Below are 21,914 nucleotides of genomic sequence, written 5' to 3'. Positions count from 1 at the left end.
GTTCACTCCAACTCGTCTTGGTCATTCCATCCTCGCCACCTGGCTAATGGGTCAAACGAAACACACGCCGAATATCAGGAACTGGGCAGTAAGTGAATAAATACGGTGTGGTTCTGGCCAAAAATCTGAAGTGCCTCCCGTCCTTCCCTTTGCAGGAAGGCCCATCATGCCCACCTGCACCCCCGCACTTGTGATCAACGACACCACCATCCGCTTCACCGACGACAAGCTCGTGAACCTGACCGACCTCTGGAAGGCCAGTGGCGGCGACGATAATCAGAAGCCGCAGAAGTGGCTTCGCCTTCCCAGCACCCTGAAATTCCTCACTGAACTGGAAAAGGGGATAAAATCCCCCCTTATCCACATCACCCGTGGCCGCTTCGGTGGCACCTTCGCCCACTGGCAGATCGCCTTGGCCTACGCCAAGTATCTGTCCCCCGAGTTCCACATCCACTGCAACAACATCATCCGCCGGTTCGTGGAGGAAGAGCAGAACCCCGACATGGCCGTTGACCGCAGGGAGAAACGTATCAAGGCTCTTGCGATGGACATGGACAGGCGCTATTAAGGAAGTCCTTGGTCTTCCTCTCGCATGTGCCCACATCGCCTTGTGCCAACCACTAACGCCCTCCCCGGTGCTTGTGGCTACGGGGCGATGTGGGCGCTCCTCCTATGAGGGGAGGGATGAGGCCGCTACCTGCCGTGAGCAAGTGTTGAAGCGGGCTACGGGGCTATGCTACCGGCTGGCTTGAGGAGGATGATGGTAGATGGCGCTGCGATCATGCCGACAGGCAGGAGGGGAGTCCCTAGCCTTGGGCTGGTCATGCTGTGCCGCGACGGCCACCGTCATCCTCCTCAAATCAGCCGCTGCTTCAATGGGCAACAGCGCCATTCAAGGGCAAAGACAGGGGGGAGGATGTAGTTTGGACGCTGAACTAATCTGTTACTGCTTTGGCTACACAGTGGCCGACATCAAGGTGGATGCCATCCGGAACGGTAGATCGACGATCCTTGAACGGATTATCCGCGAGAAGCACGACGGGGCCTGTCGCTGTGCCGAGACAAACCCTACCGGCAGGTGATGTCTGGGGGATGTCCGCCGGGTAGTGGACAGTGTCCTTGGCAAGCCGGGTGCCTCCATCGGACCAAAAATCCGGTGACCACAGTGTTGAGGAAACGCGACCGTTGTTTCCACGATTTCCTTGTAAGCCCTAGCGCCGTGGTCGTTTCTCGTTTGCAGAGCCGATAGTCTGATGCGAACAACGACGGCCCCTCCGTGTGCCGCCCTTGAGTGGGTGACATGTGGAGGGGCCGTCGCTGCGTCGTGTGGGTATGGGGCCACGCGAGGCGGGACAGGATGGGCCGTCCGCTCACGAGAATGGCCGGAGAGAGGCGAACAGGGGCGAGGCGGGACTTTGGTGTGGGCGGCTCTACCTCAGTGGGGTCTTTCATCGAAAAACAGCCCACCGTAACACGACGGCCACCACGACCGCCTACGGAACGGCGGTAGGCCGCTTGGCCCCCTGTTCAGGCTGGTAGACGTACTTGTCGTATGCGCTGAAGCCCGCACCAGCGATGGACAGGGCACCGCCGAGGTAGTTCGGCTGGTTGATGGGGGAGCCGATGTAGTTGGACTGGGACTTCATGCGGGCCTCGGCCTTGTCCTTGTAGCCGCTGATGGCGGTGTCGGCGTTGACGCCCACCATGTCGAGCTGCTGCATGATCACGTCCCGCTTCTGGGCGGCGGAACGCTCGTAGTCGGCCATGAGCGCGTCGAGGGCGGTGCCTGCGGCCTCACTGGAGGCGAGGGCCTGACCCTGCTTCTGCATCTTCTCCTGCTGGAGTTTCTGGAGTTCTTCGGAGGCCGACGCCTGCTGCTGCATCTGGTTGATGCGCTCGGCGGCTGCGGCCTCGATGTATTCCCTGTTGGCCGCCTCTTGGTTCAGCTTGGCCGTCCGGGCGTACTCGTCGGACATGGCCGACTGGTACGATGCCTGGGCGTCGGCCTGCTGCTGTTGGGCGTGGAGGGATGCAGCAGTGGACGCGATGGCAAGTGAGGTGGCGAGACCTGCCATTAGACCACACATGACGACCTCGCGCTATCCCGGCCCGCAGTGGCGGCAGCGTAGTTCGGGTTGCAGCCACAGCGGAACGAGTAGAGGTGGCACGGGGAGTACCGGGGATCGACGTCCGGCGACAGCTCGCACCCGACCACGGCCTCGGCATCGCCTCCCATGCAGCGGTAGAGGCAGAAGGACCGGATGGCCGGTGTGGGCCGATGGGGACAGGTCGTGGCCCGGCGTCCGAAGCGGTAGGGATGCAGCGGGCACCCGGCGTCGGCGCACTCCTCGACGGCCCGCCGGTCACCGCCCATGCAGTCGTGGACGCAGTGGTGGCGGATGGCCTCAAGGGCAGTCATGCCGGGGCGAAGAGGGGTGGTCGTGGTTGGTTCGTTCATGATGACCATCCCCTTAGGCCCGCTTAAGGCCACGAAGAGCGCAGGTTACACGAGCTGGGGCCACCGACCGCAGGGACCGGGCGCGGGCCTCGGTCGCTTCGGCGGCGGACCGCATGACAAGCACGGCGTCCCGGTACGTCGTGATGGCGATGGCAGACGGGGCGAGGCGAACAATCAACTCCTCGCTCACTTCGTCCGCAAGGGCGACCTCTATGTCGATCACAGCCTTCACGGCATCGGCGGCATTGCCGAGGGCGTCGGCGACCTCGTGAAGCCTGCGGGCTACATTGTCGAGTCCGATGCGGAGGTCTTCGACAGACACCGTGGCCGGGTCGATGTGACGCGCCGGGTTGAGGATCAGGCCATAGAGCAGCTTGGTTCGCTCCTGGTCCACCTTGCCGGAACTGACGGCGGCGTTGATGGCGTCGAAGAGGGACGAGGCCGGACTGGTGGGACTGGGATCATCGGACCACGATATGGCCGGGAAGACCTTGTCGAGAACCGCGAAGACCTCCTCGGCTTCTGCCTCGCTGGTGAAGACCACATTGTCCCCCACCGCTTCCAGCAGTGCGTCACGGGTCTCCGGCAGAAGCGGGCAGGTGGTGATGGTCAGGGCGGCAGGTTCGGGGGACATGGTGGGGGCGGTAAGCTTCATGGTCATGGTGTGTTCCTTGCTCTCGGTAGAGCGGCTGGGGTTGGTGGACAGGGTGGGCCTTGAACGACATGGACGACTGATCCTCCTCACGGGCTGACGGCGGGGTGCCCCGGAGCGCCAAGAACCGCCCACGACCTCACGCCGTCCCCCATGCGCGGTGGAGGGGAGACGTGAGGCCGCAGGCGGTTGAACCGAGAGGGGAACAGGAAGGCTTGCGTAGCTGGTGGGGTGACTGTGACGGGGATGGACGATGAACGACGACGGCAGCGGCGTCCCTGAAGGTGGGCCTGTGGTGATGCCTTTGGTTGGCATCAGGTGAGCCACAGGAGTTACTCTAGGAGTAGTCGTCTATAGTTATCTCTTACTTCTTCTCTTACTTCTTCTCTTTAAGTATATCTTATAGGGGAGCTATAGCTGCTCCTCTGGTGAGTGCTTGAGGTGGGCTTGAGGTCGTGCTGGGTGGTCTTTCCCCGAGAGTGCACGGTAATTGACATCACCCTGAAAACATTCAACTTCACCGACTGATGGTCGCTCTGGAAATTGGCGCTTATATCCGATAGTGGCCCATAATCGATAACATTCTAGAATCTTTGAAAATGACACGTCGTCAATCTGCCCCCCCCCCTTCCAGAACGCGTAAAGGCCCTCAGCGTCGGCAACACACAGCGGACCTGTGGTTGGCGTTAGGTGAGCCGCAGGTGGGCTTAGGGTGTCAGGCGTAGTTCATCCTGTTTATAGCCCCGGTAGGTGGTCCCTTTCAGTCTGCTTAAGGCGGCCCTTTGCCCGAGAGTGGGACATAATCGACAATAGTCTGGAATCAATGACGATATGCGGCCTTTGCGCCAGCCTCTGGGTGGTCGTCAGTCTCCTGCCCCCAGAACGCGAAAAGGCCCAGTGCGTCGTCATAACACAGCGGGCCTTTTTTCGTGCAAGTTTTGGGGTGAATCAGGCCGGGATAGGTCTTAGGCCATACCCGGACAGGATCACGCCGGAGAGGGCATCCTCGCGCGATTTTCGAGGGATTCAGCTGGTCAGTTCAGCCCGGCGTCAGGGGCGGTCGGGTGCTTCTCGTTCGAGCCACCTCCCCCGCATCGGGGAGGGCAGGCACGACCTCCGCGCCGTGAAGATCATGTCAAAAGGATGGGAGGGGCACCCACGGAAGAACGGCGATCACCTCATCTCGCAAGGTGGCCGTGGGATGCTTTCCGCTGCACCGCTCGGGTATGCCAATGTCTCCGGCCTTTAGCCTGTGCCCGACAACCTTCTGGATCAGCCGAAGGTTTGCCCGTGCCTGCGTTTCAAGGTGGTTGATCACAGTGTAGCGGAAACAGTGAAACACGACGGAGCTTTCCTCCTCGCCGTCCGTCCCGCCGATGCCCAGCTTGCGCCGGTACCGGGTGAACCAAGTGGTGATGGGGCCACCGACGTTGCCGCGTTTCTCGCGCTTGAGGTCGGGGAACAGGCGATGGTGTCCGGCGGCCTTCTGTTCCTCGACGAACCGCAGGAACCCAAGGCCGTCGATCAGGAACGGGTGGATTGGAACCAAGCGGACCCCCGCCTCGGTCTTGACGTGCTTCCCGTCTCCGGCCTCGTTCACATCGATGCACCACACGCCCTCGTCCAGTCGAATGTCGGTCACGAGGAGTTGTGCAATCTCCTCAATGCGCATGCCGGTAAACAGCGCGATCAGGGGCGTCCAGAAGTAGGCCGGGGATTGCCCGGTAGCGGCGAGGTAGGAACGAGGGTTGAAGAGCCGTTGCAGTTCTTCGGTGGTGAACGGGCGTCGGGATGGGCGGGCCTTCCCCTGCGCCTTCGGGATCACAAAGGCGGCATTCAGGGGTTTGGCGATGATCCCGTATTCCAGTTCCAGCCAGTTCAGCAGCGAACGGACCATGTTGAACTTCGTGTTCAGCGTCTTTGCGGACAGTCGCTTTTCCGCCGGAAGGTCGAGAGCGGCGAGAGCATGCAGGCGTTTACCGGCGTACTCCCTGCTCTTCGGGTTCGCAGGCTGGGCAGCCATGAGGCGGCCATATTCCCGGATCATGTCCCGGTCGAGTTCAGCCAAGGTGACGTCCCGGCCCCGCGTTTCCGTGATGGCCTCCGCAAACTGGCGGACGTTGACGTAGACGTTGCGCTTGCTGCCTTCCGCCAGTTCGGGGTCTTTCGCCGCTATGTACTTTTCGACCGCCGCCGACAGGGTGATGGCCTGTGCTGCCCCGGTGGTGGCGGTGGTAGTCGATGCCTGGGCTGAATCAAGGGCCGGATGTGGCACCGTGGCCGGGGCCTGCCATCCGGGGACGTCCATGATGGTTCGGACTGCCGAAAGCCGGTAGTCGGGCCGGGCAGTCAGTTCCCCGGCGAACGTCGGACACGATGCCGACTCGATGACGGCGGCCTGTGCCAGAAGCAGGGCATCGCAGAGCTTGAGGAACTGAAGGCGGGAGACAGGGGACCGCGATCCATCGTTGTTTGCGGGGCCATCTTTCGACGCACGAGGATGGCCGGAGAGCGACGATCCGGTTCCGGTCGCGTCATTTGTTGGGGTACCGTCGTTCGATGGGCTTTTTTCCCCGAAATCGACCCGCTGTGACACGGTGGCCGGATAGCCCGCCCGCTGCAAGACCTCTCGCGCCGTGGCGGTGGTGTGCCCAACACCCTGCCAGCCATGTTTTGTATTTTGTTGTTAGTTTTGTATCTTGTTGTTAGCATGTTACGAAATTATGCCCCATGTCTTGACACCGCCTTCTCTTGATTTATTCATTCTACGCTGACCACAATTTAAACACTTCAAGGAGGACGCTATGATGGTTTCTAAGCTGAATCCATGGAACTGGTTTAAGAGGGAAAGCGAACAGGAAAAGACCCTTCCGGTTAAGCAGGCGGAACGGGGAGCACGGGAATACGCTTCTCCGCTTGACCACTTCCACGCCGAACTCGACCGTATGGTTGATTCAATGTTCTCTGGCTTTGGAATGCCTTCGCCGCGCCGCTGGCTCGACGCAGCCAGCCCGGTGCTTGGCAAGTCTGTCATCAAGCCGAAGGTCGATATTTACGGCACAGACAAAGAGTACGTTGTTGAAGTTGACCTTCCCGGCATTGAAGAGAACGACTTGTCTGTTGAGCTGAAAGATGATGTGTTGATTCTCTCTGCCGAAAAGAAGCATGAGGAGAAAACAGAAGAAAAGGGGTACTACCGCATTGAGCGCTCTTACGGTTCCTTCCGTCGGGTACTCAATGTCCCTGATGATGCAGACAAGGAAGGCATAAACGCCAAGTTGAACAAGGGCGTGCTGCGAATCACCATGCCGAGAAACAAGGCTATTGAAACCGAATCCCGCAAGATTGCGATTGAAAATTCGAACGAGGACTAACCTAACCAAGGGCAGTCCAAAGAAACAAGAGCAAGCTTGAGGTTCCCTTTGTTCGGGGGTGGTATCAAGCCGGTAATGGCCTGAAATCAACGACGATACCTGGATATTGATCCGGACCCGCATGGTCGTCAGTCTACTGCCCCAGAACGCGAAAAGGCCCGCTGCGTCATCAGAACACAGCGGGCCTTTTTTCGTGCAAGTTCGGGGGTGAATCTGTCCGGGTAGATCGTTGGTCATGCCCGGACAGGATCAGGTCGGATACGCCAACCTCGCGCGATTCCGGCGGGGTAGGCCGGTCAGTTCATCAACGCCTCCCCCGCACCGGGGAGGGCAAGCACGACCTCCGCGCCCGGCAGGACGATCCGGTACTCTAGCCATTGGGTGTCTGTGGCCTCGACGGTGATCTGGGGTGCTCCGATGTCCGGGCCTTCGGTGGCGGTGGGGGCCTCCCAGATGGCATACTCCTCGATCAGTCCGAAGACCTTGGCGGTGTGGAACAGGGTGTCGAGGCGGGTGATGTCCGGCCCTTTGCCGTGCTCCGTGTTGCCCATGACCGGGGCCAGCAGGTTTGCCACGGTGGACGGCGGGAGGCCCAGCAGGGAGGCTATCCGGTCCACCGCATGGACGGCGGACAGGCAGTAGGACAGACGGTCGCAGAGCAGGGCAGCGGCGGAAGAGGAGGGGGTGATGGAAGTGGTGGTTTCTGTCTGTGTCGTGTTCATGGTTGATGATCCGTGTTGTGTTGGTGGTTGAATCATGGGTGCCATAGACGATGATTTGATCCAATGCTGCTTGAGGGAAATAGACCGCAGCACATTGCCAGCTCTTTAGCGGCGCATGAGGTGCGACAGATCAAGACCACGGAAACGTAGTTGTCCCATCGCTTCGGCAAGCTTCTTCAAGGCGAATCCCTTGCCGTACCGCGCAGCCATCCCCTTTTCACTGTGCCCTTGCAAGGCGTTCATAATCTCGGTCGAGATGTCGGAGTCGCGGCACGCATCCTCGAAGCAATGGCGGAAGCTGTGGAAGGCGTTTGTCTTGTGCTTGATTCCTGTGTACTTCAGGAACCTGCTGAACCGCTTTGAGAAGGGCGAGGAGTAGTAGCCATCCTGTCCCATCTCAATGTCAGGGAAGAGCCGCTTGTGTCCCTGCCCCCTGCGTTTCTCGACGTACTCCAACAAGCCGAATTCGATAAGGTCGTTATGAACAGGGATGATGCGCCGTGAGCTTGGCGTCTTGAGTCGCTTATCGTCCCCGGCGTCGTTGATGTCGAAGTACAAGACATCATCTTCTTCTCGGATGTCAGCGAGGTAAAGTTGGAGCACCTCCCCCAGCCGCGCCCCGGTATAGAGGCTGATCAACGGAACCCAGTAGTAGGCCGATTCAATCGGAATTACCGATCCAGCCTTGTGCCACCGTTCAGCCGACTTGCACCCTGTGTAGATCGGGGCGTTGAAGATCGTGCGCAGTTCATCCGTGGTAAACGGGTCGCGCTCATCCCTCACGTTCTTCTTGAGCTTTATCTGGAGGCCGTTGAATGGGTGGGCCGTGGCTTCGTCATAGTGCCCCTGTGCCCACGTCCAAAACGAGCCAACGTACCGCATCAGCTTGTTCACGTTGTGGTCTGACATGGGAGCAAGGCCGAGCTTCTTGGCCTTGTCTGCGGCCTTCTCGATGGGCAGCCCCTGGAGTTCTGCAACCTTGACCCAGTTTGGCGGCAGGCGCAGCAGTACGGCCTTGAAGGCCCTGGCATCGGCCTTGGTGTATGAATCGAGGGGACGATCACCAATCAGCGAGATAAAGTGGTCCATCCAGACGCGATGCTCCTTCTCTGTCTTGGGCACCCAGCTGGTGCGGGACTTCTCCGCGATCCACTCCTCGACAGCCATCGACAGCAGGGGCGTTCTGGATTCAGGGGGCACCCCGGCGGCCTTCGGTGTTTCGATGACCTCGCCTTCATTCCTGCGCCGGATGGCCTCGTATGCCTTGAGGGTGGCCGCCTGTAACGCTCGGGCCAGCCTCGGCCAACTGGGTGACGATGGCTCAAGGCGTATGTTGATGTTGTCCCAGTTCAGGACATCTTCGGCTTCGCTTGCGATGAACGCATCAACACGGCCACGGGCATAGCCGTGCTTCGTATTGTCCACGACCATGCTTGTTGCTGCTTGGTGGTCCGTGAACGATGGCCTCTCTTGCAGACGGGCAGCGAGAAGCCGGTTGATCACTTCCGGGTCATCGGTCTGGACGATGGCGGTTAGCTTCTGGTCCTCAACGCCGTCGTCATCGCCGCCGTCGGCGAACCCTTGAATTCGTATATCTTCATCTTCCTCAAGTAGATGGGCGTAGTATGCCGCTGCCACGCGCTCAATATCGGAGTCGGCCAATTCCTTGAGCGGGGCCTTGCTACCGCTCTCGGCAAGCATACGGCGATGAGCCTCAAACCGACGATCCACCTCGACGGCGGCGATACGGACGCGCCGGAGCGCTTCCTTGTAGTCGGTGGTCCGCAAGGAGAAGGTTTCTTCGGTCTTGGGGTAGGTCGCCCTTATGTCTTGGGGCACGACCGCGCGGTGGTAGTAGGTGGCTCCACGGCGGAACAGGCGGGGGTGTTTGGGCATCGTCTCCATACCTCCACTGTAACACACAGGTGGAGCAGACCAAAGAAAAAAGCCTTACTAGACAGCACGTTGCTGAAAAGTAAGGCTTTCTTCCAAATTGGTGGAGGCGGCGGGAATCGAACCCGCGTCCGAGAACATTCCACGCGAAACGTCTACAGGCTTATGTCGGGAACAATTGTCGTCACGGGCTTGGCCCCCGACCGGGCGGCCCTAGACCAGCTCACCTGTAGTTCTTACATCCGCAGCGGCGAGCGCCCTTGGATGCCAGCCCGATGAAGTTACACCTCGCCGACGTATCGGGCGTCGGACGGTTCGGCGTGGCCACTAATTAGGCAGCCAGAGCGTATTCGTAATTGTTGGCAATTACTTTTGGTGCCGCTTTTTACGAGGCCAGCGGCGCCTCGGCCTGCAGTTCCGGCTTCCACATCCCCGTCGAAACCAGGGCGCCCCCGTACGTACGGCGGTGTCCGGCGAACGGCGTGTCGTGCCGTGATGCGGTGCGGGCCACCATCCCGCTTCGCATATGATAATGCCGTCTCCGGCAAAGGCAAGGTGTCGCGGGGCATACGCGCCTGGCGAGTTGCGCCCGCTTCCCCAGCCCGACCGGAACAGGGGCTATACGGGCTTTCGCGCCCGGTGGCAAGGGATGCGCGCCCGCAGGGCAGGGCGGCTAGGCGTTTCTGCCGAAATAGAAGTGCGACATGGCCCCCTTCAGGCTGACCCGGTAGGCGGATGCGGCCCCTTCGGATGCGCCGTCCGCCGTCGCCGCGTCCACGGCGTCGTAGGCGGCCGCGCCCACGCGCGCGGTGACCACCCGGCGCAGGTTGCGGATGTCGCGGATGATCTCCGACTGCGAGGCCAGTTCCCCGAAGGCGGAAGAGAGCTCTGGCGCGCCGGACAGGGTCTGCTGGATGCGCGCCTTGTCCGGGTGGTCGCCCAGCACGGACAGCGCCCCCTCGTCATCCATGGACAGAGTCAGCTTTTCGTTCAGCGACACCCCGGCCTCGTCCAGCCGGGCGGAAAGGGTGTCCAGAAACCCCTCCTGGAGGTCCGCGACGTTCTGTTCCAGCGTTTCCAGCACGTTGCCGCCGCGCTCGGAAATATCTTCCAGCGTGGACCGCAGCTTGGGACTCAGCGCGGAAAGGCTGGCGCTGTCGGTCAGGCGCGCAAGGCCGCCGTCCGCCGTCTGCGCCTGCTCGGCCCCGGACGCGGCGCGTCCTGCATCGGCGTCCTGTCCCGTGGTGCGGTGGACAACCATCATGCTGCCGAGATTGTTGTAGATGCCGTCTATGGCCACGCCCGCCTCCGTCGTGCAGAAATTTCCCTTCCCGTGTCTGGGGCGGAAATGAGCAAGATCGGTGCCAGCCTGCGGCGCGTGCGGGAAGCACGCCCCATGGCGAAGGGCAGGGCGCCGGGACGCCTGCGGAACAGGGCGCTCCGATACGTTGACAGGGGCGGGGCTTTTGCCAGAATCTGCGGGAAAGACCGGGGCTCCGCCACATGCGGGCCACGGCAGGAGAACGCCATGCTGGACAACGACATGACGACGAACGACATGACCGGCAGCCACGCCGGACGCCCCGGCGGCACCGGCTGCGCAGGCCGCGCGGGACGCGCAGCGGCGGCGCTGTTGTGCCTGGCCCTGGGGACCGCGCTACTAGGCGGCCTGCCAACGTCCGCGCGGGCGGAGGCCACCCAGTTGGGGGGCGACTACCCCGACGCGCAGTGCACCTCGCCCATGCGCCCCTTTGCGGGGGACAAGGCCTGGGAATGGGACCTGTACCGGCAGAAGATGGGCGCCTACCGGGCCTGCGTGGATGCCTACGTGCGGCGCGCCCGCGCGGATATCGAGATCATCCAGGGCAAGATCGACAAGGCCGTGCGCGAATACAACCGCGAGGTGACCATGCCCTGAAGGGGGCCCCACATCAGGTTGGAGACACCCCTAGCCGGGGCCGTTCCAATGCCCGCAATTCTCGCAGGCAAAGCCGGAAAAGTCCGCCGCCCCGGCATCGTCGGTCCACACCTCCACTTCGTTGACGTGGCCGCAGTTCTCGCAGGGGATGCGGGCCAGGTGTTCCTCGGGGTCGTAGTCGCATTCCTCGCCACGGATCAGCAGGGTGGTGGTGTACTCGGGCATGGCGGCCTCCGGGATGTGCGGTGCCGGGCAGCGCGGCAGGCGCGCGGCACCCGTGTTCGGGGGGATGGTCCATGCTGACGATGCAGCAGGTCCGGCGCGCGGTCAACCCCGGCCGGCCAAGCGGCCCAGTCGTCCCGCCCGGTTGCGGGGCTGGCGGCGGAGCGGCGCGTGATCCGGGTTTCCGGCATCTTGACCGGCGCGCCCGGCTGGCCTATATTAACTGACGTGCCGCCGGATGGCGGCGCCGAACTGTGCCGCTGCGCGGGGTTTGCCCCGACGGCGGGACACTTTCTTTTTGCCCGGCAACAGACCATGCCCAGATATCGCAAGGAACGAGCATGAGCAGCATCCCCATCTCCACCGAAGGCTACGAACGACTGAAGAAGGAACTGGAACGCCTGAAGTCGGAACGCCCGGCGGTCATCCAGGCCATCAAGGAAGCCCGCGAAGAGGGCGACCTGCGCGAAAACGCCGGGTACGACGCCGCCCGCGAACGCCAGGGCATGCTCGAAGCCCGCATCGCATACATCGAATCGCGCATGGCCCAGTTCAACGTCATCGACCTGGACTCCCTGTCCGGCGACAAGGTGATGTTCGGCGCCACCGTGGAGATCGAGGATCTCGACAGCGGCGAGGCTAGGCGCTACACGCTGCTCGGCCCGGACGAGGCGGACTACGCCCAGGGCTCCATTTCCGTGCTTTCGCCGGTGGCGCGTGCGCTGCTGGGCAAGGAAGAAGGCGACGAGATCGTGGTGGAGGCCCCGCGCGGCCGCATCAGCTACGAGATCATCTCCATCGCCTTCGAGGGTGTGCGCCGCTAGCGCCGGGCCCGCCATACGCCTGCACCGACGCCCCGGCCCACCGCCGGGGCGTTTCCGTTCACGGTGGCGGCCCCCCCCGCCACAGGCGCCCCGGGGAAACAGGCGGGGAGGGGGTTTCGCCCCGTCCGGAAAGATGGCATGATCCACGTGAAAGAATGCACATGCGGGTCCGCATCCGGAATGTGGCCCGGCAACGGAAGGAGCGCGCCATGGCCAACGCCAGGAACCTGACCACCGACCGTCTCGACGCCTTGCGCCACAAGCTGCTGGCCATGCTCGCCACGGTGGAGCAGGCCATCGACAGCTGCATCGAAGCCTACTGCCAGCGCGACGAGGCCAGAGCATGGTCCGTGGCCTCCCACGACCACGCCATCAACGAAATGGAAACCTGCATCGACGAAATGGGCATGCGCCTGCTGGCCCGCGAAAGCCCGCTGGCCCAGGACCTGCGCACCGTGCTGGCCACCATGCGCATCGCCAACGACATAGAGCGCATGGCCGACGAGGCCGCCAACATCGCCGAACGCACCATGCCGCTGGTGGCCCTGCCGCCGCTGCCCTTCGACGAGGACTTCAAGGCGTACGTGCCGCTGGTGCGCAACATGGTGCATCAGGCCGTGCAAAGCGTGGTGGACATGGACGCCGACCTGGGCCGCAGGCTGGCCGAACTGGACGAGGGCGTGGACTGCGCGCTGCGCCAGCTTACCCTCAAGGTCATCCAGTACATGAAGACCACCCCCGACAAGATCGAGGCGGCGCTGTCGTTCCTGATCATCTGCCGCCGGCTGGAACGCATCGGAGACCTTTCCACCAACATCGGCGAAAGCGTGTTTTTCGCCGTGCGCGGGGTCAACGCCAAGCACAGCCACTTCGAAGACGATTGCAACGCATGATGTTTTCGCATCGCGGCACGCCATGCGCGTGCTGATTCCCGATAACACCGCACACGACATCCGTCATGGAACGGCTTTGGATGCATGGCATCCGAAGCCGTTCCTGTTTATGAAGCATATTTCCGCAACATGACATTCATGGACGGCATATCCTGTCGCATATGCTGTGAAATGCATCTTTCATTTTTCTATCGCGTGCACGTCGCACGCCGAGTGTGCCACTGCACCTCGCGCATGCGACGCAGCTTCATTGCAACTCCCCACCCCGAATCTTGACGCTGCCGGGTCGAAGTGCTACCAAGCCGCTCATTGTCTGAGCAACCAATTCATCCGGCGCGGCGTGAGGAAGTGCCGGGTGGTGTGAACGCCCACTTCGGAGGTGCATCCCACAATGGCGTCCATGGATTATCTGCAACTGGCGGCGGCGCTCGCCCCCATCGTCTGGCTGATCTTCTCGCTCGTCGTGCTCAAGCTGCCCGCCTACCGCACCTGTGCGCTCACGCTGGTCTGCACGCTGGCCCTGGCCGTGTTCGGCTGGTGGAAGATGCCCGCCTTCATGGCCCTTTCCGCCGCGCTGGAAGGCGCCGCCATGGCGCTGTGGCCCATCATGATCGTGATCATCGCGGCCGTGTTCACCTACAACCTTGCCCGCCACACCGGCAGCATGGACGTGATCACCCGCATGCTCTCGTCCATCACCACCGACAAGCGCCTGCTGGTGCTCATCGTGGCCTGGGGCTTCGGCGGCTTTCTCGAAGGGGTGGCCGGGTACGGCACCGCCGTGGCCATTCCCGCCAGCATCTTGGCCGCCATGGGCTTCCAGCCCATGTTCGCCGCGGTGATCTGCCTGGTGGCCAACACCGTGCCCACGGCCTTCGGGGCCATCGGCATTCCCATCGTGACCATGGCGGGCGTCACCGGCCTGCCGGTGGAGACCATCAGCTACTACACCGCGTTGCAGCTGTTCGTGTTCATCATCCTGATCACCTACCTGCTGATCATCCTCACCGCCGGGTTCAAGGGCATCAGGGGGGTGTTCTGGGCCACCCTGGTTTCCGGCCTGGCCTTCGCCTTTCCGCAGTTGTACACCGCCAAGTACATGGGCGCGGAACTGCCGTGCCTCATCGGCAGCGTGTGCAGCATGATCGCCACCATCGTCTGGGCCCGCCTGTTCCACCGCGACACCGCCGCCGAGGTCGCCCCCATCCCCGCCGCCGAAAAGGTAAAGGCCTGGCTGCCGTACATCCTGGTGTTCGCGTTCATCATCCTGTGCAGCAACCTGTTCCCGGCCATCCGCGACGCCCTGGGCGCCGTGAAGACCACCGTGCGCATCTACGGCGACACTCCCTTCACCTTCAAGTGGATCGCCACCCCCGGCGCGCTGATCATCATCGCCACCTACATCGGCGGCATGATCCAGGGCGTGAAGGTGCGCGAGATCACCGGCGTGCTCGGCAGCACCGCCAGGAAGCTGGTGTACTCGGGCATCACCGTGGTCTCCATCGTGGCCCTGGCCAAGGTCATGGCCGCCAGCGGCATGATCAACACCATCGCCATCGCCGTGGCCGATTCCACCAGCAGCTACTTCCCGTTCATCTCGCCGCTGCTGGGCGCGCTGGGCACCTTCGTCACCGGCAGCGACACCTCGTCCAACGTGCTCTTCGGCCAGTTGCAGATGGAAGTGGCCAACCGCATCAGCATCGACAGCGCCTGGATCGTCTCCGCCTCTGCCGCGGGCGCCACCGCCGGAAAGATGATCTCGCCCCAGTCCATCGCCGTGGCCACTGCGGCCACCGGCCTCACCGGCTGCGAAGGGCGCATCATGAACCGCACCCTGGCCGTGTGCGCGGGCTACGTCATCGTGCTCGGCACGCTGGTCTACGTGGCCATTCCGTACCTGCACCTGCTGTAGGCCCGGCCATTCCGCCGACCCTGCGAGGGGGGCGTCTTCGGACGCCCCCCTTTTCGTTGTGCCGTGGGAAAGGGAACAGGAAACGGCCGGTCTCCGACGGGAAGAACGGCCGTGATGGGGCAGCAGCCCTTTCGGGCGCGGGGAGGGGGTGGTCCTACTGGCGCGCGTTGTGGGCGGCCTGTTGCAGGCTGCCGCGCACGATGAACAGCGCCGCCAGCAGCATGCCGGAGATCAGCGGCTGCGAGCGGGTCATGAAGGCCAGCACGAAGGCGGCGAAGGTGGCGTAGAGCATGTAGCGGTCCCATGGCTCCACGTTGCCCGAGGGCATGTCCAGCAGGGCGCTGGGCCGGGCCAGGTAGGTCACCCCCGCCGTGAGCAGGATGATCACGAACACCCCCGCCGCGCGCAGGTCGGCCAGCATGTGCGCCAGCCCCGGCGTGCGGGTGTACAGGCCGAGCCCCCCGAGCATGATGGAGATGTTCACCCCCAGCAGCAGCCGGTCCAGCAGCACGCGCCGCCACAGCAGCACGGCCATGCACAGTGCCGCGCTCAACGCGCCGAGGCCGTAGGGCAGCAGTTCCCGGCCGGGGTCGTCGCCCGCAAGGCGCGAGGCGATGGCGAAGACCTGCAGGGGCAGCAGTTCGAAGGCGAGGCGTATCCACTTGTGCATGGGGCTTCCGGGAGCCTTGCGGCCAGCGGGGGCAAGGGGGGCGTCGGGCCTGCGGCGAGCGGGAGTGTTGTCGTAGGTCAAGCTGGCGCCCATTCCGTTGAACATGCTGGTGCGGGAGACGTCTTTCCGGCGTTCCATCCGCCGGCGACGCGTAGCTCTAACCGAAAAACAGTTCCCGCAGCAAGAGGGCGTTGAGCGCGATGACAATGAATGAAAAAGGCCCCGCATGCGCAGGGCCTCTTGTAATCCTGGTAGCAAGGGAGGGATTTGAACCCCCGACACTGCGGGTATGAACCGCATGCTCTAACCAACTGAGCTACCTTGCCAAGTCCAGCGCCGCACGGGGGTCGTTCCCGTTGCGACGGATGGTTTCTCTACCGGACACGGGGTGCCTTGGCAAGCGTTTTTTGGAGACTTCTAGAAAAAGCCCCTGCAATTCGCGCCCGCCAGGGCGTTGCGCCCGCAGCCCCCGCGTCAGTTGACCATGAACCAGAACACCAGCGGGGCCACGGCCAGCCGGTACCAGGCGAAGGGCGCCAGGGTCACCCGGCCCATGAGCCCGATGAACACCTTCACGGCCACCCACGCGGAAAGGAACGACACCACGAACCCGGTGGCGAAGAAGGGCAGGTCCGCCGCGGTGAACAGGGCATGGCTCTTCAGCAGGTCGTAGCCGGTGGCCGCGAACATGATGGGCACCGCCGCGATGAACGAGTATTCGGCGGCCAGGCCGCGCCGGGCGCCCAGCAGCATGCCGCCCATGATGGTGGCGGCGGAACGCGAGAAGCCCGGCCACAGCGCCAGGCACTGGAACAGGCCGATGCCCAGGGCCAGGGCGGGGGTCATGTCGTCCAGGTCCATGTAGACGGGGCGGTGCCTGCGCCGCTCCACCAGCAGCATGGCCACGGCCCCCACGGCCAGGGCCAGGGCCACGGTGGCCGGGCTGAACAGGTGTTCCTTGATGTAATGGTGCGTGGCAAGGCCCAGCAGGCTGGCGGGCAGCGAGGTGATGCCCAGCAGCACGATGCCGCGCATCCCGGCGAAGCGCACGTACGGCTTCGGCCGCAGCAGGCCCCAGAAGCGGTCCCAGTACAGCACCACCACGGCCAGAATGGCCCCGAGCTGGATGGCCACCTCGAAGGTGGCCGCCTTGGGCCCGGTGAAGCCCAGCAGGTCGCCCGCGATGATTAGGTGCCCGGTGGAGGACACCGGCAGGAATTCGGTCAGCCCTTCGACGATGCCGAGGATGACGGCGGAGAGGATGTCGTGCATGGATGGCTTTCGGCCCGGGGCGGCCGCGCGGCTGGGGTGAACGGGGTGGACGGGCGGGGCGTCCCGCGTGGGCCGGATGCGGGGGGACGCGGTCCGGATGTGAAAGGATATGAAAGGACGTGAAAGGACACGGAAGGACGCCACGGATTGCGCGGGGATACCGCATGGGCCGCCGAGTTGCAACCCCGCCGGGGTTGATGTAGATTCCACGCCGCGCGAACGGCCGCCCCGTGCGGCGGCCCACGCACCATCGGCCCTCGGGGCCGGCATCCGTCCGGGGGGCGGAGACGGTGCCCGCGCCGGAACATCGCCGGGCCGCTCCGGCACATCCGCTTCGGCGATCCGCCAGGGGGAAGCCATGACCACCGTCATTCCGCACAGCGAACTAGTGAAGCGCGCCGCCGCCTGGGTGGCCGAGCGCCGGGCCGAACAGCCCTCGTGCCCGCTGACCGACCTTGTGGACGAGGCGGGCGCGCGGTTCAATCTCGGCCCCATGGAAACCGAGATGCTCCTCGACCTGTTCCGTTCCTGCCACACCGATCATACACAGGGATAATCCTCTGCGTCTTCCTCTCAATACCCTGCTGCAACGCCAGTTGTTCGGCGAACTGCTGCACCTGTTCCTGCTCTGTCTGGGCTCGCTGCTCACGCTGGTGCTCATCGGCCGCGGCCTGCAACTGCGCGAGCTGTTCCTGGGGCTGGACCTGGGGCTGGCCGATGCGGTGCTGCTGTTCGTCTACCTGACCCCGTTCTTCATGCTGCTGGTGGTGCCGGTGGCGTGCATGCTCAGCGTGTTTCTGACCTTCCTGCGCATGAGCACCGACCGCGAACTCATCGCCCTGAAGGCGGGCGGCGTCAGCCTGTACCAGATGCTGGCCGCGCCCGTGCTGTTCTGCGTGCTGTGCACCCTGCTAACCCTGGGCATTTCGCTGTACGGGCTGTCCTGGGGCATGTCCAACTTCCGGGCCACGGTCATGGACATCGCCAACAGCCGCGCCCGCGTGGTGGTGCAGCCCGGCGTGTTCAACAAGGACATTCCGGGGCTTACCCTGTTCGCGCGCCAGGTGGACCCGGCCGACAGCACGCTGTCGCAGGTCATCGTGGAGGACCGTTCGCACAAGGATTCGACCCTGACCATCCTCGCGCCCACCGGGGCCATCGCCACCGACGAGGCGCGCGGCGAACTGCTGTTCCGCCTCCAGAACGGCCGCCTGTACAAGACCGAGGGGCAGCAGGTCTCCGTGCTGGGCTTCGGCGAGTACGTCGTCCGCATCGACCTGGGGCAGATGTTCAAGGGGCTGGACCTTGGCGAGATCAAGCCCAAGGAGCTGTCCTGGTCGCAGTTGCGCGCATTGCCCCTGGACGAGGCCAAGGCTTCGCTGGGCGACAAGTACCTGCGCAAGGTGGCCGTGGAACTGCACAAGCGATGGGTGTTCCCGGCGGCCTGTCTGGTGCTGGGGCTGTTCGCCATGCCGCTGGCCTGCGCCTTCGAAGGGTTGCACCGCCAGTTCGGCGTGGTGCTGGCCCTGCTGATGTTCCTGGTCTACTACAGCCTGCTCTCGTTCGGCCTGACCACGGGAGAGGCGGGCACCATCCCGCCGGTGGTGGGCCTGTGGACGCCCAACGCGCTGTTCCTGGCCACCGGCCTGTGGGGCCTGCGGCTGGCCGCGCGCGAGCGCACGCCCGCCGTGGTCAGTCTGTTCTCGCACAGCCGCCTTGCCCTGCGGCGCAAAAGGGCGCCCGCATGAGCCTGCTTTCGCGCTACCTGTTCCGCAACAACCTGTTGCTGATCCTGCCCACCCTGGCCATCGGCACCGGGCTGTACATCCTGTCCGACCTGTTCGACCGGCTGGACGACTTCCTGGAGGCGGGCGTGGGCTTCGGCGTGGCAGCCTGGTACTTCGTGGCCAAGACGCCGCTGATCATCTCGCAGATCCTGCCCGCCGTGTTCCTGCTGGCTACCCTGGCCCAGCTCTGCCTCATGTCGCGCGGGCGCGAACTCATCGCCCTGCAGGCGGGCGGCATCTCGCTGGGGCGGGTGGCCCGCAACCTGGTGTTCTGCGGCGTGGTCTGGGCCGTGGTGCAGCTTGGCTTCTCCCAGGTGCTCGGCGTTTCGGGCGAGGTGGAGGCGGCGCGCATCTGGAGCGAGGACGTGCGCGGCAAGACCGAGGCCACGGCCACCCTGCGCAACGTGTGGTTCACCGACGGCCCCTACGTGGTCAACCTGGCCCAGGTGGTGCCCGCCAAGGGGCAGGGAAGCGGCCTTGCCGCCTATGAACTGTCGTCCGACGGCATGTCCATCGCCCGCGTGATCCGCGCCGGTTCGTTCACGGCCAGCCACGGGAACTGGGAACTGCGCGACGTGACCGTGTTCGACCCCACGGGCTACCTCAGCACCCGCCACGACACCCTGTCCCTGCACCTGCGGCAGGACGTGCAGGCCTTCCTGGTCACCGCACGCAACGCCGATCCCTCGCGGCTGCCCCTGTGGCAACTGGGCGACGCCATCGACCGGCTGTCGGCATCGGGCTCCAACGTGGAAGGGGTGCGCACCGCCTGGCACATGAAGCTGGCCTACGCCGCCTCGCTGGTGGTCATGGCCGTGGTGGCCGCAGCCGTGGTGACCTGGCGCGACAACATCTACCTGTGCATCGGCCTTGCCCTGGTCATCACCTTCCTGTTCTACACCATGTTCACGGTGGGCGGCACGCTGGGCCAGAAGGGCATCGTCCCGCCGCCGCTGGCCGCGTGGGGGGCCGACGCGCTGATCCTGTCCATCGCCACGGCCCGGCTGGCCTGGCACCTGAAGCCGCGCTTCAAGGCCGGTTGATCCGGCCACGGCAACGCGCACGAAGGAACGACGCCCCGGCATGCATGGCATGGCCGGGGCGTTTCGCGTGCGCGGAAAAAAGGAAGGGGGGACGGGCAGGGGCGGGGCGGTTGGCCTACCCCTCGTGTCCCTCGTGCCTGGCGGGGGCGTCGGGCGCGGCGCCATCCGCCAGCGGCACGTCGCGTTTGGCGCTGCCGAAGGGGTCCAGCAGGGCGGAACCCCGCACCTCGCCCACGGTGGCCACCTTGCGCAACGAGGCCCACAGGTTGTCCACGCCAAGGCCGGTCTTGGCGGACACCACCAGCGGGGCGATGCCCCCCAGGATGTCGCGCCACTGGCGCTGGCGCTCGGCGCGCTCGCGCTGGGTGCACTTGTCGGCCTTGGTCAGCACCGGCAGCAGGGTGATGCCGCTCTTGCGGGCGAACGAGGTCAGGTCCAGGTCCAGTTGCTGCGGGTCCAGGCGGCTGTCCAGCAGCACGGCAAGGGCCTTCAGGGTGGGGCAGGTGGTCAGGTAGCGCTCGATGAGCGTGGCCCATTTCTGCCGTTCTTCCTTGCTGCACTTGGCGTAGCCGTAGCCGGGCAGGTCCACCACGTAGAAGCCGTCCGGCTTCACGCGGTAGTAGTTGATGGAGCGCGTCTTGCCGGGGGTGCCGCTGATCTTGGCCAGCGCCTTGCGGCGGGCCAGGGCGTTGACCAGGGACGATTTGCCCACGTTGGAGCGCCCGGCAAAGGCTATCTGCGGCGCATCGAAGGCGCGCATCTGTTCCAGGGTGTAGACGGTGGCTTCAAGTTCAAGCACTGGCTGCATGGTCGTATCCGGTGGCGCTGGGCGCGCCGTGTGTCTGGGGGTAGGCCCGGCGGGGCGTCGTGCGGGACGGTCGGCGGGCGCATGGTCTGACGGGATGCGTGGTCCGACGGGATGCGTAATCCGGCGTCGGCTTCATTGTTGACAACGGGCCGCCGTTGGGAAAAAATATCCTGTTACCCGATGCGGGCGCATGGTGTCCAGTCCGGCCGCCCCGCCCGTTCCGCCGCAACCGGCCCCCGCGCCGCCAACCCTCGGAAAGGACGCCGCATGGCCCGCTACCGCATACTGGTGCTGAACGGCCCCAACCTGGGCGCGCTGGGCGTGCGCCAGCCCGACATCTACGGCAGCGTGGGCATGGACGCCGTGCCCGGCCTGGTCGGGCAGGTGCTGGGCGCGCGTACCGGCGAGGTGGAACTGGAATTCTTCCAGACCAATGGCGAGGGCGCGCTCATCGACCGGCTGGAACAGGCCCGGCGCGACGGAGTGGACGGCGTGGTGCTGAACGCGGGCGCGTACACCCACACCAGCCTTGCCCTGGCCGACTGCCTGGCCTGGATCGGCCTGCCCTGCGTCGAGGTGCATCTCAGCAACGTGCTGGCGCGCTCTGAACCGCTGCGCCAGAAGAGCTACATCGGACGCCACGTCATCGGCGTGGTGGCCGGGTTCGGCATCACCAGCTACGCGCTTGCCGTGCAGTCGCTGGTGCTGCACCTGGACCGGTCGGACGCCCGGCGGCACGCCGCGACCCCGGTGTAGGGCCGCATATCCAGTCAGAACATCATTCCGGAGGCTTCATGTATTCGACCACCGATTTCAGGAAGGGGCTCAAGATCGAAATCGACGGCACGCCCTTCGAAATCGTCGAGTTCCAGCATTTCAAGCCCGGCAAGGGCGGGGCCATGGTGCGCACCAAGCTGCGCAACCTGCTGAACGACCGCGTGGTGGACAACACCTTCCGCTCCGGCGAAAAGGTGGGCCGCCCCGACATGGAAACCCGCGAAATGCAGTACCTGTACCGTGAAGGCGACGACCTCGTGTTCATGGACCTGACCACCTACGAACAACTGCACATCGCGGAAGACACCACCGACGGCAAGGCCGGTTTCCTCAAGGAAGCCCAGCAGGTGCGCGTGCTGCTGTACAACGGCAAGCCGCTGGACATCGACCTGCCCGTGTCCCTGGTGCTGGAAGTGACCGACACAGAGCCCGGCGCCAAGGGCGACACCGTGAGCAACGTGACCAAGCCCGCCACGCTGGAGACCGGCATCGTCATCGGCGTGCCCATCTTCGTGAACATCGGCGACCGCGTGAAGGTCGACACCCGCACCCGCGAATATCTGGGCCGCGAATAGCCCGGTTCCGCGCGCGGCGCGCCACGAGACGATTTCCCCCCCTGTCCGTTTGGAGGGAAAGGGGGGAGGGGACTACGGCCGCCAGTCCGGAGCGGCTGGGCCTTGTGGACGGGA

21 protein-coding genes, 1 tRNA gene, 1 other RNA gene and 1 pseudogene are annotated in these 21,914 nt (G+C 64.2%); 12 read left to right on the top strand and 12 right to left on the bottom strand.

Annotated features, from left to right (window positions below; genetic code table 11):
- Window positions 1-166 precede the first annotated feature (166 nt).
- Both ACR4XJ_RS03400 and ACR4XJ_RS03395 read left to right on the top strand, forming a co-directional pair.
- Window positions 167-568 carry a KilA-N domain-containing protein gene (locus tag ACR4XJ_RS03400; protein ID WP_434753883.1) on the top strand — a complete coding sequence of 134 codons (402 nt, stop codon included), beginning with the start codon at window positions 167-169 and terminating at the stop codon, window positions 566-568.
- A gap of 307 nt (window positions 569-875) precedes the next feature.
- A pseudogene (locus ACR4XJ_RS03395) lies at window positions 876-1,079 on the top strand (hypothetical protein); the annotation flags it as partial.
- 414 nt (window positions 1,080-1,493) lie between these two features.
- Here the strand turns inward: ACR4XJ_RS03395 and ACR4XJ_RS03390 are convergent.
- The 3 genes from ACR4XJ_RS03390 to ACR4XJ_RS03380 all read right to left on the bottom strand — a co-directional run bounded on the left by ACR4XJ_RS03390 (window position 1,494) and on the right by ACR4XJ_RS03380 (window position 5,733).
- Window positions 1,494-2,075 (bottom strand): virion core protein, T7 gp14 family, encoded by a 582-nt coding sequence (locus tag ACR4XJ_RS03390; RefSeq protein ID WP_434753882.1) that lies wholly within the window; start codon window positions 2,073-2,075, stop codon window positions 1,494-1,496.
- 396 nt (window positions 2,076-2,471) lie between these two features.
- On the bottom strand, window positions 2,472-3,119 hold the full coding sequence (locus ACR4XJ_RS03385; protein ID WP_434753881.1) for a hypothetical protein: 648 nt from the start codon (window positions 3,117-3,119) through the stop codon (window positions 2,472-2,474).
- Between the two features lie 1,126 nt (window positions 3,120-4,245).
- Complete coding sequence (locus ACR4XJ_RS03380) at window positions 4,246-5,733, bottom strand: site-specific integrase (RefSeq protein WP_434753880.1); 1,488 nt, start codon at window positions 5,731-5,733, stop codon at window positions 4,246-4,248.
- A gap of 181 nt (window positions 5,734-5,914) precedes the next feature.
- On the opposite strand from ACR4XJ_RS03380, the gene ACR4XJ_RS03375 reads away from it, so the two are divergent.
- A complete protein-coding gene (locus ACR4XJ_RS03375; protein ID WP_196610033.1) occupies window positions 5,915-6,484 on the top strand; it encodes an Hsp20/alpha crystallin family protein in 570 nt (189 codons plus the stop codon).
- A 296-nt stretch (window positions 6,485-6,780) separates the two neighbouring features.
- On the opposite strand, the gene ACR4XJ_RS03370 is transcribed toward ACR4XJ_RS03375, so the two are convergent.
- From ACR4XJ_RS03370 to ACR4XJ_RS03355, 4 genes are all read right to left on the bottom strand, one after another.
- Window positions 6,781-7,206 (bottom strand): hypothetical protein, encoded by a 426-nt coding sequence (locus tag ACR4XJ_RS03370; protein WP_231039109.1) that lies wholly within the window; start codon window positions 7,204-7,206, stop codon window positions 6,781-6,783.
- Between the two features lie 105 nt (window positions 7,207-7,311).
- On the bottom strand, window positions 7,312-9,102 hold the full coding sequence (locus ACR4XJ_RS03365) for a DUF6538 domain-containing protein (protein WP_434753879.1): 1,791 nt from the start codon (window positions 9,100-9,102) through the stop codon (window positions 7,312-7,314).
- Window positions 9,103-9,200: 98 nt separating this feature from the next.
- Window positions 9,201-9,553: a transfer-messenger RNA gene (gene ssrA, locus ACR4XJ_RS03360) on the bottom strand.
- Between the two features lie 219 nt (window positions 9,554-9,772).
- Window positions 9,773-10,399, bottom strand: a complete 627-nt coding sequence (locus ACR4XJ_RS03355; protein WP_434753878.1) for a hypothetical protein — start codon at window positions 10,397-10,399, stop codon at window positions 9,773-9,775.
- A 228-nt stretch (window positions 10,400-10,627) separates the two neighbouring features.
- Here ACR4XJ_RS03355 and ACR4XJ_RS03350 point away from each other — a divergent pair, with 228 nt between their 5' ends.
- Window positions 10,628-11,017: a hypothetical protein gene (locus ACR4XJ_RS03350; protein ID WP_434753877.1), complete on the top strand. Its 390-nt coding sequence runs from the start codon at window positions 10,628-10,630 to the stop codon at window positions 11,015-11,017.
- A 30-nt stretch (window positions 11,018-11,047) separates the two neighbouring features.
- On the opposite strand, the gene ACR4XJ_RS03345 is transcribed toward ACR4XJ_RS03350, so the two are convergent.
- On the bottom strand, window positions 11,048-11,242 hold the full coding sequence (locus tag ACR4XJ_RS03345) for a hypothetical protein (RefSeq protein ID WP_333507191.1): 195 nt from the start codon (window positions 11,240-11,242) through the stop codon (window positions 11,048-11,050).
- A 338-nt stretch (window positions 11,243-11,580) separates the two neighbouring features.
- Here ACR4XJ_RS03345 and greA point away from each other — a divergent pair, with 338 nt between their 5' ends.
- The 3 genes from greA to ACR4XJ_RS03330 all read left to right on the top strand — a co-directional run bounded on the left by greA (window position 11,581) and on the right by ACR4XJ_RS03330 (window position 14,868).
- On the top strand, window positions 11,581-12,063 hold the full coding sequence (gene greA / locus ACR4XJ_RS03340; protein WP_434753876.1) for a transcription elongation factor GreA: 483 nt from the start codon (window positions 11,581-11,583) through the stop codon (window positions 12,061-12,063).
- Window positions 12,064-12,272: 209 nt separating this feature from the next.
- Window positions 12,273-12,956 (top strand): phosphate signaling complex protein PhoU, encoded by a 684-nt coding sequence (phoU, locus tag ACR4XJ_RS03335; protein WP_434753875.1) that lies wholly within the window; start codon window positions 12,273-12,275, stop codon window positions 12,954-12,956.
- 400 nt (window positions 12,957-13,356) lie between these two features.
- Window positions 13,357-14,868: an L-lactate permease gene (locus ACR4XJ_RS03330; RefSeq protein WP_434754310.1), complete on the top strand. Its 1,512-nt coding sequence runs from the start codon at window positions 13,357-13,359 to the stop codon at window positions 14,866-14,868.
- 154 nt (window positions 14,869-15,022) lie between these two features.
- Here the strand turns inward: ACR4XJ_RS03330 and ACR4XJ_RS03325 are convergent, their stop codons facing one another.
- The 3 genes from ACR4XJ_RS03325 to ACR4XJ_RS03315 all read right to left on the bottom strand — a co-directional run bounded on the left by ACR4XJ_RS03325 (window position 15,023) and on the right by ACR4XJ_RS03315 (window position 16,810).
- The gene (locus tag ACR4XJ_RS03325; RefSeq protein ID WP_434753874.1) at window positions 15,023-15,538 is read right to left on the bottom strand and encodes a hypothetical protein; all 516 of its coding nucleotides are present in this window, start codon (window positions 15,536-15,538) and stop codon (window positions 15,023-15,025) included.
- 249 nt (window positions 15,539-15,787) lie between these two features.
- Window positions 15,788-15,864 (bottom strand) — tRNA-Met (locus ACR4XJ_RS03320).
- A gap of 148 nt (window positions 15,865-16,012) precedes the next feature.
- A complete protein-coding gene (locus ACR4XJ_RS03315) occupies window positions 16,013-16,810 on the bottom strand; it encodes an undecaprenyl-diphosphate phosphatase (protein WP_434753873.1) in 798 nt (265 codons plus the stop codon).
- A gap of 358 nt (window positions 16,811-17,168) precedes the next feature.
- Here ACR4XJ_RS03315 and ACR4XJ_RS03310 point away from each other — a divergent pair, with 358 nt between their 5' ends.
- From ACR4XJ_RS03310 to ACR4XJ_RS03300, 3 genes are read left to right on the top strand one after another with little or no spacing between them, the layout of a single operon-like run.
- The gene (locus ACR4XJ_RS03310; protein WP_434753872.1) at window positions 17,169-17,366 is read left to right on the top strand and encodes a hypothetical protein; all 198 of its coding nucleotides are present in this window, start codon (window positions 17,169-17,171) and stop codon (window positions 17,364-17,366) included.
- 28 nt (window positions 17,367-17,394) lie between these two features.
- The gene (gene lptF / locus ACR4XJ_RS03305; protein WP_434754309.1) at window positions 17,395-18,558 is read left to right on the top strand and encodes an LPS export ABC transporter permease LptF; all 1,164 of its coding nucleotides are present in this window, start codon (window positions 17,395-17,397) and stop codon (window positions 18,556-18,558) included.
- Window positions 18,555-19,640: an LptF/LptG family permease gene (locus ACR4XJ_RS03300; RefSeq protein ID WP_434753871.1), complete on the top strand. Its 1,086-nt coding sequence runs from the start codon at window positions 18,555-18,557 to the stop codon at window positions 19,638-19,640. The genes lptF and ACR4XJ_RS03300 overlap by 4 nt, the downstream gene beginning before the upstream one ends.
- Window positions 19,641-19,755: 115 nt before the next feature.
- Here ACR4XJ_RS03300 and yihA read toward each other — a convergent pair whose 3' ends face one another.
- Complete coding sequence (yihA, locus tag ACR4XJ_RS03295) at window positions 19,756-20,448, bottom strand: ribosome biogenesis GTP-binding protein YihA/YsxC (protein ID WP_434753870.1); 693 nt, start codon at window positions 20,446-20,448, stop codon at window positions 19,756-19,758.
- 267 nt (window positions 20,449-20,715) lie between these two features.
- Here yihA and ACR4XJ_RS03290 point away from each other — a divergent pair, with 267 nt between their 5' ends.
- Together ACR4XJ_RS03290 and efp are read left to right on the top strand one after the other, a co-directional pair.
- Window positions 20,716-21,204, top strand: coding sequence for a type II 3-dehydroquinate dehydratase (locus tag ACR4XJ_RS03290; protein ID WP_434753869.1), 489 nt, complete (start codon window positions 20,716-20,718; stop codon window positions 21,202-21,204).
- Between the two features lie 38 nt (window positions 21,205-21,242).
- Entirely contained in the window at window positions 21,243-21,800 is a 558-nt protein-coding gene (efp, locus tag ACR4XJ_RS03285) for an elongation factor P (protein WP_167127613.1), read from the top strand.
- Window positions 21,801-21,914: the final 114 nt, after the last annotated feature.

This window comes from Nitratidesulfovibrio sp. D1, from assembly GCF_051133415.1.
Lineage (GTDB): Bacteria > Desulfobacterota > Desulfovibrionia > Desulfovibrionales > Desulfovibrionaceae > Cupidesulfovibrio.
Note: the sequence above shows the minus strand (reverse complement) of the source record. Positions and strands in the feature narration are given on the sequence as shown.